This window comes from Methylobacterium sp. Leaf106, from assembly GCF_001422895.1.
GTDB lineage: Bacteria > Pseudomonadota > Alphaproteobacteria > Rhizobiales > Beijerinckiaceae > Methylobacterium > Methylobacterium bullatum.
Genome location: NZ_LMNB01000034.1, coordinates 125,102 through 136,976, shown reverse-complemented (window position 1 = coordinate 136,976; position 11,875 = coordinate 125,102). Strand labels below are relative to the sequence as shown.

Here is an 11,875-nt window from a genome sequence, read left to right as displayed (position 1 = left end):
GTCGTTRCCGGTGCCCCCGCGCATGGTGTCGGCTCCGCTGCCGCCGAGCAGGGTGTCGTTGCCRCCGTTGCCCGTCATGACATCGTCGCCGGCACCGCCGCTCAGACGGTTGTGGCCGTCGTTGCCTGTGATGTTGTTGTCGAGGTCGTTGCCGAAACCGCTGAAGTTGCGAGTTCCCGTCAGGACGAGATTCTCGACATTGGCGGAAAGGCCGTAGGTGACCGAGGCATAGACCGTGTCGTTGCCCTCGCCGGGGAGTTCAACGATCTTATCGCCGGCCCTGTCGACGAAGTAAGTGTCGTCGCCGAGACCGCCATGCAGGGTGTCGTTGCCGGTTCCGCCATCGAGAGTGTCGTTTCCGCCCTTGCCGAACAGGATGTCGCTCCCGCCACCGCCATTGAGCACGTTGTCCCCGCCGGTGCCGAAGAGGGCGTTGTTCAGGGCGTTGCCCGTCCCATCGAGATCTCCGGTCCCGGTCAACACGAGGCGCTCGACATTGGCCCCAAGGGTGTAGTCGATCGACGAGCGCACGGTATCGGTGCCCTCGCCGGCCAGTTCGATGACTTGGTCGCCTGCATCGTCGACTACGTAGGTGTCGTCGCCGGTGCCCCCGCGCATCGTGTCNGCGCACGGTATCGGTGCCCTCGCCGGCCAGTTCGATGACTTGGTCGCCTGCATCGTCGACTACGTAGGTGTCGTCGCCGGTGCCCCCGCGCATCGTGTCCGCGCCGGTGCCACCGAGAAGGGTGTCATCTCCCCCGCGTCCCGAGAGCATATCGTCGCCGGCGCCTCCGTCGAGGCGGTTGGCACTGTCATTGCCGGTCAGGCTGTTGGCGCCGTCGGTTCCCGTGGCGTCGATGGCACCGGTTCCGATGAGGATGACGTTCTCCACATTGGCCCCGAGGCTATAGGTCACCGACGAGCGGACGNATTGCCGGTCAGGCTGTTGGCGCCGTCGGTTCCCGTGGCGTCGATGGCACCGGTTCCGATGAGGATGACGTTCTCCACATTGGCCCCGAGGCTATAGGTCACCGACGAGCGGACGRTGTCGTTGCCTTCGCCGGCGTTCTCGATGACCTGATCGCCCGTGGAATCCACCACGTAGACGTCATCGCCGGCCCCGCCGCGCATGATGTCGTCGCCCGCGCCGCCGATGAGGACGTCGTCGCCGCCGCGCGCGGTGAGGCGGTCGTTGCCGGCCCCGCCGTCGAGGCGGTTGTCACCACCGTTGCCGACGATGCTGTTGTCGAGGGCGTTGCCGGTTCCGTCGATGTCGCCGGTGCCGGTGAGGACGAGGTTTTCCACGTTGTCGGGAAGGGTGTAGGTCACCGACGAGCGGACGGTGTCGTCACCTTCGCCGGCATCCTCCACCACTTTGTCGCCGGCCGAATCGACGATGTAGGTGTCGTCGCCCGCCCCGCCGATCATGGTGTCGTTGCCGGCGCCGCCGTCGAGGGTGTCGTCGCCGATGCCGCCGCGCAGGGTATCGTCGCCATCGCCGCCGGTCTGGGTGCCGCCGGCATCGATGACGATGTCGATGAGGTCGGGGGTGGCGTCGAGATTGAGGCCCACCAGCGAGACCGTGTCATCGAGGGTTCCGAGGAGGATGTCCACGGTGCCGCCGACGAGATCCGTCACGAGCGTTCCGATGCTCCCCAGAATGCCGGGGCTGGTTTCCGATCCGAGGTCGACCGGCTGGAACGGTAGGTCGAGCGTCGCCAGGACCGTATCGCCGAGCTTGACCTCGACCCCGTCGTAGCCGCCGCTGGCCGAGACCGTTCCGGTCAACAGGCCGGTCGAGGCCTCGATCTCCCAATTGCCGCTGTAGTTGTAGGTGAGGCCGTTCGCCTCGATGGTGAGAACCTCGAACGTATCCGTTCGGCTGCCGTCGAGAAGGAGGTCGCCGACGCTGTCGACGAGGCCGGTGAACGTGAGTTCGGCTCCATCCAGGTTGGGAACGAAGAAATCGCGAACGTCGAAGCCAGCATTGGTCAGGATCGAGACAGTGGCCATTGTTTTCTCCAAACCCACAAATCGAGAACGACGGGATAGATTGAAGATCATGCCGGCTTACATGGCATGGCGGGCACTTGAGGCCCGAGCTTCAAAGACCCAGCCTACTCGATCGGTTCCGGAGCACTGGCGTTGTTGCCGCCGCATTGGCGGTCGGGTACGATTCAATACTTAACGATTGTTTTCGTATGCTTCATGAACTGTATTCATTTTGCTGCAGCGAGTTATCGTTTTGTGCCATGCAGCATTCGATGAACAGCGGAGGCTAAAACCTTCGGTTTCGATCCGTTTCGGATCGCCCGATCGGGCCTGCCAGCGCGACCGCGCGGCGGCTGCCGGACAAGGGATCCCGGCCGGAAGCGTGTCCCGCTCTCCCTATCGGTCCCGGCCGCCGGGGTGCGAATGTCGGACGTCGGCGTACAGCGCCTCGCACGCGTTCAACCAGACGTCGTGCGTGAAGTGGCGGAGGACGCGCTCATGCGCGCTGCGGCGCGGGATGGCCAGCGCTCGCCCGATCGCGTCGGCGAGGGCTGCGTCGTCTCCGGGCGGGGCGAAGGCGCCCGCCTCGCCGATGACCTCGCGGGCCGCTCCCCTGTCGATGCCGGCCACGGGCAGGCCGCAGGCCATGGCCTCGATGGCGACGAGGCCGAACGGCTCGTCCCAGCAGGGGGTGAACAGGAAGACCGAGGCCCGTCCGATTTCCGCCGCGAGGGAGGCCCCGTCGAGATGGCCGCCATAGCGGATCGCGCCGCCGAGGAGGGGCCTGACCGCCTGTTCCCAGTATTCGGCGTCCTCCGTCGAGCCGAAGAGGGTGAGGGCGATGCCCGCCTTCCGCGCCGCCTCGATGGCGAGGTGCGTCCCCTTGTAGGGCGTGATCCGGCCGCACCAGACGGCGCTGCCGTCGCCACGGTCGCGGTAGGGCCAATCGGCCGGGTCGATGCCGTTATGGAGCACCGACACTTCGGGCGGTGCCCCTTCCGGGAACCAGGCACGCAGCTGCCCTTGCGACGTCACCGTGATCCGGTGCGAGGGGGCGACACCGTCGTGAACGAACCAGCGAAGGGCATCGTAGGGCGGCACGTGGAGGGAGGTGACGGTGGGCACGGCCTCCGTTCGCCCGCGCGCCAGGGGCAGGCGGCTGAGGCTGTTGTTGTGGAGCACGTCGAAGCCCCCGGCGGCGATCCGGTCGCAGGCGGCGGCGTAGCCGGCATCGAGATGGGCGATCAGCGCCGGGTTGCCGGTATGCTCCTGCCCGGGGAACGTCCGCTCCTGGTGCTCGGGCAGGACCGGGTCGAGGGTGAAGCGCGGGTCGCTGTCGCCGGAGGCGAACAGCACGACCTCGTGGCCGCGGGCCTGCAGCCCCCGGGCGAGGTGCCAGCTATGGGCCTCCATGCCGCCCTTGAAGGGCTGGGCGATGGGCTGGCGCACATGGGCGAGGAGCGCGATCCTCATCGGATGGTTGTCATGCGGGCTCGGGCTCCGCCGCGAGGGTTCCGGCCCGCTCGGTGAGGGCGGCGGCGTTGCGCGCATCGAGGATGCGGATGACCGAGGCGGTGTTGGAATAGGGCTGGTGGCTCTGCTGGCCCGTGAGCGCCAGGTCGTCCGCGTCCGGGCGGCGCAGGATGCGGATCGGCCGGCCGGGCGTGTCGTCGATCAGGCCCATGAGGCGGAACGCATGGAGCCAGTGGCCCATGGTCCGGTAGCCCCATTTCGCCTCGAACAGTTCGGCGTTGCGCACCACGCTGTCGAGATGGTGGATCGGCGGCATGTGGTGCGGATGATACTGGTGATAGACGCGCGCGCCTTCGAGCCAGGCGATGGCGATGCCGCGCGTGTCGAGGAGCTTGCCGAAATCGGTGTCTTCGCCGCCATAGCCCGCATAGCGCTCGTCGAAACCGCCGACGCCGAGGAAGGTCGCCTTCCGCATGGCGAAGTTCAGCGACCAGAAGCAGCGATAATCGTTGCAGATCTCGATGCCCTCGGCCGGCGGGCCGCGCCGGTCGGAATGCCGGACGGCGATATCCGCGAACCCGTCGGAGCTCCACGCGCCGGCGGTGGCCCCGCCGGGGAGATAGAGCACCTCGCCCATCAGCAATCCGTCGCATTCGCCGAGGCGGCGGGCGTAATCCGCCACGAGGGTGGGCGCGGGGATGCAGTCCACGTCGAGGAAGACCACAGCCTCCCCCGACGCGGCCGCCACGGCACGGTTGCGTGCGGCGGCCAGCGGCAGCGGGTCGCCCGCCACCGGGATCTGGCGGATCGGGAACGGCGCCTCCGGCAGGTCGTAGGGCTGGTCCTGCATGCGGGCGACGACGAGTTCGGCGGGTGCCCGCGTCTGACGCATCAGGCCGAGGACGAGGTTGGTGAGATGCGCGGGCCGTCCCTTGGCCAGCGTCACGACGGAAACGGTCGACATTCTCGAGGTCCGGTTTTGGGGAGCGGAAGGGTTCAAGCGGCGGGCGCGCCGGCCCAGAGTTCGTCGGTGAGGTCTTCGAGCCAGCCGGCGGCGCGGGCGGCGGCGTCCGGGGCGTGGAGCGGGCGCAGGGTCTCGCCGTCGAGCCGGCGCGCCCGGTCGAGGAGGTCGCGCCAGCCCTGGAGGTCGCCGGGCCAGTGCGGGGCCTGCACGGCGACGCCGAGGCGCACCAGGGCCTCGGCCTTGCGGGTCTGCTCGCCGAAATAGCGCCATTCGGGCATCACCACGAGGCGCCCGCCCACCCGCGCGACCTCGTGGACCGTGTTGTCGCCGGCCGAGGCGATGACGATGTCGGCGGCCGCGAGGTAATCGGTCACGGACGGCACCCAGCCGAGTTCGCGCAGGTTGCCGAAATCGGTCTCGTGGCCCTCGCGGTGGGTCGGCCCAAGGGTCAGCCAGAGGGCGTCCGGCACGGCACGCGCCGCCACGGTGAGGGGCGCGTAGGGCGTGCCGCTGCCCCCGCCGCCGGTCACGGCGACGACGATCTCCCGGTGGGGATCGAGCCGCAGGCGGGCGCGGGCCTCGGCGCGGGGGAGCACCGGATCGACGCTGGTGCAGAGGCCGCCGCTGTAGAAGGTCCTGGCGCGCAGAGAATCCGGGTAATCGTCCTGCTCCAAGCGCTCGTCGAAGGGGGCGAGCATGCCGATACAGGCCTCGTAGGCCCCCACATGGCCGATGTCGGAGCGGTCGCCGTGCATGCGGATCTGGACCGCCGGCACGCTGGCCGCGCGCGCCAGCAGGGCGATCTCGGCCGAGACGTCCACCACGAACAGGCCGACCTCCCGGTCGTCGAGATGGTCGAGGATGGTGCGCATGGTCCGGCGCGTCTCGCTCACGCCCAGCGGCACGCAATGCATCACGCGGGGCGTCGGCTCGGCGAACAGGCGCGCGGTGGGCACCCGGGCGCCGATCATGTTGGGCAGGGCGACGATCTCGATGTCGCGGGAGAACCCATCGAACAGGCTCGGATCGGCGGTGAGGACGGAGACCGGCCGCGTGGCGGAAAACTCGGCCACCACGGCGCGGGTGCGGTTGGCGTGTCCGCGCCCCTGGTGGTGGACGAAGAAGGCGATGGGTTTCGTCATGGGACTCGAGGCGGGGTCAGGAGAACAGGCGCGTGCCGGGCTGCCGGGCGGCGGCGATCTCGGCGGGGTCGGGGGTGCGCAGGCGCCGGATGGAGGTGGCCCGCGCGTCCCAGGCGATGAGGCCGGCCTCGCGGAACTGGCCAAGCCAGTATTCCATGCACCAGCTGCCGTGCCGGGCATGGAAGCGGGTGGCGTTGCGCAGGATCGACTCGAAATGCGGCAGGGGCGGCACGTGGACCGGGTGATGCTGGTGGTAGGCCCGCGCGCCCGCGATCCAGAAGGTCGGCAGGCCGGAGGCCGCAAGGCGCAGGGCGAAATCGGTTTCCTCGCCGCCATAGCCCGAGAAGCCCTCGTCCATGCCGCCGACGCTGCGGTAGGCCGAGGCCGGGAGGGCGAAGGACAGGCCCCAGAGCTCCCGCGCCTCGGGCTCCGGGCGCAGCCCGGTCTCCGGGATCGGGGGCTTGGCCGGATGCACCCGCCCGGCACGGTCGAGGGCCTCGCAATCGAGGCTGGCCCCCACGGCGCCCTCGGGCAGGTAGAGCACTTCGCCGAGCAGCAACGCCTCGGCCTCGGCTCCGGCATAGGCCGCCACCAGCCCCGGCCCGGGGATGCAATCCACGTCGAGGAAGATCAGGCGCGCGCCCTGCGCCGCCTCGGCGGCGCGGTTGCGGGCGGCGGCCAGCGGCATCGGCTCCCCTGGTACGTGCAGGTGCCGGACGGGACAGCCGGGATCCGGCAGGTCGGGAGCCGGCTCCGGCTGCATCCAGGCGATCACGAGTTCCAGGGGCGCCACCGTCTGCCGGGCGAGCCCGCGCATCAGGTTGCGCAGATGCCCGTCCCGGTGGCGGACCAGGGTGAGAACGCTCACCGAGCGCGCTCTAGCCGGCATGGACGGGCCTCTTCCGGAAATGCGCCACGCCCTCGATGACGCCGCGCGCATGCGAGGCGCGGGCGACGTAGGAATGGCCGAGCGCCGCATGGGTGGCGAGGTCGTCGGAGAAGTTGGCGACGATGATCGCCTGTCGCCGCACCCGCAGCATCTCCACGTCGTTGCCGGAATCGCCCGCCACGAACACGTTGCCCTCGGTGAGCCCGTAGAGCGCGCGGACATGGTCCACCGCCGTCCCCTTCGAGGCCGCGGGCGGCAGCACGTCGAGGTAGCGGCCGTGGCTGTGGATGATGGAGGCGGCGAGGCCCGCGGCGTCGAGCCTGCCCCGCACGCGCCGGGCGGTGGCGGCATCGCCGAAATAGCTGAGCTTGTGCGGGCGCTGCTCCAGAGGGCCTTGCGGAACGAGATCGGGAACCTGCCCGAGCACGGCCCGCACGTCCTCGCGGTTCCAGCCACGGGAGACCGCGTCCCGCCAGGACCGGTCGGCGGTGTAGCTCACCCCGTTGGCGTCGAGATGGTAGATCTCCGAGCCCACCGACGTGATCATCACCTGGGGGCGCGGGCTCGCCTGCTGCTCCAGGATCGCCATGGCGCTGTGGAACGACCGCCCGGTGGCGACGCCGAAGGCGAGGCCCTCCTGCTCGCTGCGCCATTGGCGGAACGCGGTGAGGCCGGCGTCGCACCCGACCAGGGTGTTGTCGATGTCGCAGATCAGGAGCTGGCGCGGATGGGTCGACGGCGCCTCGGCCGCCCCGAGGGCGCGCAGCAGGGCGTGGTAGCGCAGGGCGTGCCGGTCCCAATCGTAGGCCGCCGCCGCCCGCTCGCCGCCGGCGACGTAGCGGTCGCGCAGGCCGGGCTCGGTGAGGATGCGCAGGCAGGCCCGCGCGATCCCGGCCGGATCGCGCGGATCGACGAGGAGGCCGTTGCCGCAGGTCTCGACGATGTCGTTGGGGCCGCCGCTATCGGTGGCGACCAGGGGCAGGCCGGCGGCGGAGGCCTCGAGCAGGGTCAGGCCGAAGGGCTCGTTGAGGGCCGGGTTGACGAACACCCCGCCGCGCTCGCGGGCATAGGCGTAGAGGGCCGGCACGTCGTCGGGGCGGTGGGTCTTCGGATAGGCCACGCGCCCGTAGAGATCGTGGCGGTCGATGAGCACGAGGAGGTCGCGCATGGTCTCGGCCATGCCGCCGTCGAGGTCGTCGAGGTCGTCGCGGGTGCCGGCCACGAGGACGAGGTTGGCCCGCGCCTGCAGCTCCGGGCTCTCGCCATAGGCGGTGACCAGGGCGGCGAGGTTCTTCCTCGCCACGGGCCGGGCCAGCGCGAGCAGCGCGGGCTTGGCCGGATCGCGCAGGAAACGGTCGATGGAGGCGTCCACCCTCGGGCAGGTCCGGGCCGCGTGGAAGCGCGCCAGGTCGCTGCCCGGCGGCAGCACGCGGATGCGGCCGGGATCGTAGGCGGCATAGGTCGCGTATTGCACCTCGGCCTCGTCGCGCGAGGAGGCGATGACCAGGGCGGCGCGGGCCAGGGCCGTCTCCTCGGCCGCGATCCGGTGGGCCAGGGACGGGGTATCCGTCGGCGGCCGGCCCATGGCGCGGGCCTTCACCCGTCCGAGGGAATGCGCGGTGAACACGAAGGGGATGCCGAGCCGGTCCTCGACCAGGGCGGCGACGGCGGCGGCGTCGGCATAATGCGCGTGGATGATGGCGGGGCGCACGGGCTGCGCGGCGATCCAGGCGACGAGGGCTTCGGAGAAGCTCGCCACCTCCCCGTGCAGCGCTTCCTTGGGCAGGTAATCCGGCGACGCGCTGGCGAGTCGCACGATCGTCACCTTGTCCGATACGGCTTCCTCGGGCACGGCGTAGTCGGCTCCGAGCGCACTCTCGAACAGACGGGTGGCGATGACGATCCGGTCCGAGGCCGGGTCCCGGTCACAGGCCCGGACGAGATCGAGCAGGTAACGGATATGGCCGCCCGTATCGGCGGTGAGGCCGTAGGCGACGTCGTCACCGCGAAGACATCCTTGAAGCGCGATATGAAGAACGAACATCAGCGGCGGGGTGCCGGCGCGTCAACCACGGATAAAATGTCGACTTTCATACCTAAAACACAAGAACAACCCGTGATCCGTATCGCGCAGGTCGCACCCAACATCTTTCCGACCCCTCCGACGCATCATGGCGGGACGGAGCGCGTCATCCATGATCTCAGCATAGCACTGCGAAACTTGCAGGTTGAGGTAACGCTCTTCGCCCCGGCGGACAGTGTGACAGATATACCAAGGGTCGGAGATCATCTCAGTCTCGCCGCCCTGGAGGCCCGTGAGGGCCGGGTGGCTCCGGGGGTCCCGGCGGCCCTGGAAGCGCTCCAGATGGAAGCGCTTGCCCGCCGCCTCGACGATTTCGACATCGTCCATTGCCACGGCGAGTTCGCGCATGCGCCCGTGCTCGGCGCGCGGCGATGCCGCAGCCTGACGACCGTGCATTGGCGCGTGGACGAGCGCGACCGGGCGCTGTTCTTCGCCGGCTTCCCCGACCTGCCCGTGGCGGCGATCTCGGCGGCGCAGGAAGCCGGCATCCCGGTGGCGAACCGCGCCGGCATCGTCCATCACGGCATCGCCCGCGACCGTTACGCCCTGCGGAGCGAGCCGGAGGGCCATCTCGCCTTCATCGGCCGGATGACCGACCAGAAGCGGCCCGACGTCGCCATCCGCGTCGCCCGCGCGGCGGGCCTGCCGATCCGCCTCGCCGGGACCGTGGATGTGGGGAACCCGGATTATTTCGACCGGGCGGTCCGTCCGCTGCTCGGTGACGACGCCGTCTATGTCGGCCCGGTGGACGATGCGGCCAAGGGCCGGCTCCTCGGCGGCGCGCGCGCCCTCTTGTTTCCCATCGACTGGCCCGAACCCTTCGGCCTCGTGATGATCGAGGCCATGGCCTGCGGCACCCCGGTGATCGCCTGGAACCGGGGCTCCGTGCCGGAGATCGTCGAGGACGGGGTCACGGGCTTCGTCGTCTCCTCCGAGGCCGAGGCGGTGGCGGCCCTGGCGCGGGTGGGCGAGCTCGACCGGGCGCAGGTGCGCCGCCGCTTCGAGGCGCGCTTCACCGCCGAGCGCATGGCCGCCGACTACCTCGCGATCTACCGGCGCCTGCTCGGCCGGTGAGCGGGCGCATGCGCACGGCGCTCCTCGCCTGGGACTATCCCCCCGCCCCGAGCGGGCTTTCCACCGCCGCGCGCGAGATCGCCGAGAGCCTGAGCGCGCTCGGCATCGCCGTCACGGTGTTCACCCTCGACCGCACCGGGTCCGGCGACCATGCGGGCGTCGGGATCGAGGGGATCGGCCTCCCGCCGGGCTCGCGGCTCGCGCGGCTGCGCCTGTGGGGATCGGCCGGGCACCTCGCCGCGCCCATCGCCTTCCGCCGGGCGGTGCTGCGGGCCCATGCCCGGCATCCCTTCGCTTGCATCGAGGCCACGAACTGGTACGGGCCGGCCGCCCTCCTCGGAGGCGGCGCGGCCCCGCCCCTGGTGACCCGCAACTCCACGCCTGCCGCCTTCTCGCGCGAACCGGCCGCCTCCCTGCGCGACCGCCTGGACGGTCTCGCCGCCGACCGGCTGGAACGCCGGCAGGCGATGGCGAGCGCCGGGCTGATCTCGAATACCGGCGAGCATGCGGCGCGGATGACGGCGCTCTACGGCCTTCAGCCGGCCCGGCCCCATACCGTCCGGCCCCATACCGCCCGGCCCCATGCGGTGATCGGCCTGAGCCTGCCCCCGGAGATGCTGGAACGCGCTCGCGCCGCTCCCTATCCGGAGGCCACGGGCGGCCCGGTCCGCCTGCTGTTCGTCGGCCGGGCCGAGCCGCGCAAGGGGTTCGATCTCCTGCTCGCCGCCGCCGCGATCCTCGGTGCCGATTGCGAGGCCGGAACGCTTCCCCCCTTCGAGATCGCCCTCGTCGGCGTGCCCGAGGCCGACCTTCCGCCGGATTGTCCCGCCGCCGCGCGACGGTGCCTGCGCCCCTTGGGCCGGATCGACGCCGTGGCCTTGGAGGCCGCCTATGCGCGAGCCCATGCCGTGCTCGCCCCCTCGCGCTACGAGAGTTTCGGCCTCGTCTACCAGGAGGCCCTGGCCCATGGCCGCCCGGTGGTGGCCTGCGCTCAGGATGCCAGCGCCCGCGCCTTCATCGGTGGGCCGGGCGCAGGCCTTCTCGCGCGGGAAGCGACGGGGGCGGCCCTGGCCGAGGCCATCCGTCCGCTGCTCCTGGATTCCGCCCTGCGCCTGCGCCTGCGGGACCGCGCCCTTTCGGCGAGCGGCGCCTTCGACCGGGCGCGGCTCGGAGCCGAGACCCTGGCGCTCTACGAACGGGCCATCGCGGCAGCGCGTCAGGGCCGGTAGGGGCGCAGCAGCGCCGTCTCCTCCTCCGGCCGCCCCCGGCCGGGGTCCATCGCCTCGTAGCGCCGGGACCGCGCCTCCACATGAGCGCGCGAGAGCCGGTGCTCGATGGCGCCGTGGAGGGAGATGAAGCCCCGCCGCCACGCGCCGCCGAGATCGGGCCGCTCGTGAACACGCCCCCCGAAACGGACATCCGCGCGGTTCAGGCGGTACTGAACGTCCGGATAGACATCCGACAACACCCCGTCGACGCGGTTGCGCCGGGGCAGGCCGATGGAGAGGATCTCCCCCTCCTCGGCCAGGGCGGCAAGGGCCGGAAGCAGCTCACCCACGGCGGCTGCCAACTCCTCGTCGGCGTCGAGCTGGAGCATCCAGGCACGGCGCGACAGGTCCTGCAGCGCGTTGCGCTGGGCCGCGAAATCGCCGGCGAGGGGGCGGGCGGCGACCCGCACGGCGCCGGAGGGATAGCCGGCGATGGCGGCGGAAACCGGCGGGCTGTCGGGGGCGTCGACGAGGACCACCACGTCGCCGGTCCAGGCCGCATGGGCGGAAAGGCGGGCCAGCACCGCATCCAGATCCTGCGGCCGGCAGAGGAGGCCGAGCGAGACCGTGGCCGGCAGCGCGGCATCGAGATCGAACAGATCGCCGGCGGCGGCCCGCTCGGAATGCGGGTGCAGCAGGGCCGCGCGGTCGGCCCCGCCGACCGGCCTGACGCCACGGCGCAGCCGGGTGGCGGCAAGGCGCAGGGTGTAGATGTCGAGACCGTAGGGCGCTTGCGGATCGAGGCGGAACACGCGCCCGGCCAGAGCCCGCGCGAGATCGGCCCAGCATGCGGCCGGGTCCGCCCCGTCCTGGACGAGCACGCCGCACGAGGCACAGGCGATGGGAAACGCCCGCCGCCGCCCATCCTCATGGACGATGTGCCGGTCAGTCGGCTCGAGGCTATCGGCCTCACAGACGAAGCAGCGTCGCATGGTTCTCCCTCATCGCGCCCGGCCTCGCCGCGCCTGAGCGGGTTCCCGGGTTTCAGGA

At 71.0% G+C, this 11,875-nt stretch carries 10 protein-coding genes and 1 pseudogene; 2 read left to right on the top strand and 9 right to left on the bottom strand.

What is annotated here, in order from left to right; all coding sequences use genetic code 11:
• The 8 genes and pseudogenes from ASF34_RS20255 to ASF34_RS20225 form a co-directional block, all read right to left on the bottom strand.
• The coding region (locus ASF34_RS20255; RefSeq protein ID WP_162240050.1) for a calcium-binding protein at positions 1–618 on the bottom strand (618 nt) is incomplete at its 3' end.
• 7 nt (positions 619–625) lie between these two features.
• Positions 626–892: pseudogene (locus ASF34_RS22935) on the bottom strand (calcium-binding protein); the annotation flags it as partial.
• Positions 893–930: 38 nt separating this feature from the next.
• On the bottom strand, positions 931–2,013 hold a 1,083-nt coding region (locus tag ASF34_RS20250), incomplete at its 3' end, for a calcium-binding protein (protein WP_274533769.1).
• A 375-nt stretch (positions 2,014–2,388) separates the two neighbouring features.
• Positions 2,389–3,465 carry a glycosyltransferase gene (locus ASF34_RS20245; protein WP_056164013.1) on the bottom strand — a complete coding sequence of 359 codons (1,077 nt, stop codon included), beginning with the start codon at positions 3,463–3,465 and terminating at the stop codon, positions 2,389–2,391.
• Between the two features lie 10 nt (positions 3,466–3,475).
• Positions 3,476–4,429 (bottom strand): galactosyltransferase-related protein, encoded by a 954-nt coding sequence (locus ASF34_RS20240; RefSeq protein ID WP_056164009.1) that lies wholly within the window; start codon positions 4,427–4,429, stop codon positions 3,476–3,478.
• 32 nt (positions 4,430–4,461) lie between these two features.
• Complete coding sequence (locus tag ASF34_RS20235; RefSeq protein ID WP_056164007.1) at positions 4,462–5,571, bottom strand: glycosyltransferase; 1,110 nt, start codon at positions 5,569–5,571, stop codon at positions 4,462–4,464.
• 16 nt (positions 5,572–5,587) lie between these two features.
• Positions 5,588–6,460, bottom strand: coding sequence for a glycosyltransferase family 2 protein (locus tag ASF34_RS20230; protein ID WP_056164003.1), 873 nt, complete (start codon positions 6,458–6,460; stop codon positions 5,588–5,590).
• Positions 6,450–8,504: an HAD-IIB family hydrolase gene (locus ASF34_RS20225; RefSeq protein ID WP_056164000.1), complete on the bottom strand. Its 2,055-nt coding sequence runs from the start codon at positions 8,502–8,504 to the stop codon at positions 6,450–6,452. Before ASF34_RS20225 ends, ASF34_RS20230 begins: the two co-directional genes overlap by 11 nt.
• A gap of 72 nt (positions 8,505–8,576) precedes the next feature.
• On the opposite strand from ASF34_RS20225, the gene ASF34_RS20220 reads away from it, so the two are divergent.
• Positions 8,577–9,617, top strand: a complete 1,041-nt coding sequence (locus tag ASF34_RS20220) for a glycosyltransferase family 4 protein (protein WP_056163997.1) — start codon at positions 8,577–8,579, stop codon at positions 9,615–9,617.
• Positions 9,618–9,625: 8 nt separating this feature from the next.
• Entirely contained in the window at positions 9,626–10,846 is a 1,221-nt protein-coding gene (locus ASF34_RS20215; protein WP_056163995.1) for a glycosyltransferase family 4 protein, read from the top strand.
• Here ASF34_RS20215 and ASF34_RS20210 read toward each other — a convergent pair.
• Positions 10,834–11,817 (bottom strand): hypothetical protein, encoded by a 984-nt coding sequence (locus ASF34_RS20210; RefSeq protein ID WP_056163991.1) that lies wholly within the window; start codon positions 11,815–11,817, stop codon positions 10,834–10,836. The genes ASF34_RS20215 and ASF34_RS20210 overlap by 13 nt on opposite strands.
• Between the last annotated feature and the right edge of the window lie 58 nt (positions 11,818–11,875).

Bases quoted from the DNA above. Each gene is read 5' to 3' on its own strand.
- ASF34_RS20245 (WP_056164013.1), bottom strand. From the start codon at position 3,465: ATGAGGATCGCGCTCCTCGCCCATGTGCGCCAGCCCATCGCCCAGCCC.
- ASF34_RS20240 (WP_056164009.1), bottom strand. From the start codon at position 4,429: ATGTCGACCGTTTCCGTCGTGACGCTGGCCAAGGGACGGCCCGCGCAT.
- ASF34_RS20235 (WP_056164007.1), bottom strand. From the start codon at position 5,571: ATGACGAAACCCATCGCCTTCTTCGTCCACCACCAGGGGCGCGGACAC.
- ASF34_RS20230 (WP_056164003.1), bottom strand. From the start codon at position 6,460: ATGCCGGCTAGAGCGCGCTCGGTGAGCGTTCTCACCCTGGTCCGCCAC.
- ASF34_RS20225 (WP_056164000.1), bottom strand. From the start codon at position 8,504: ATGTTCGTTCTTCATATCGCGCTTCAAGGATGTCTTCGCGGTGACGAC.
- ASF34_RS20215 (WP_056163995.1), top strand. From the start codon at position 9,626: ATGCGCACGGCGCTCCTCGCCTGGGACTATCCCCCCGCCCCGAGCGGG.
- ASF34_RS20210 (WP_056163991.1), bottom strand. From the start codon at position 11,817: ATGCGACGCTGCTTCGTCTGTGAGGCCGATAGCCTCGAGCCGACTGAC.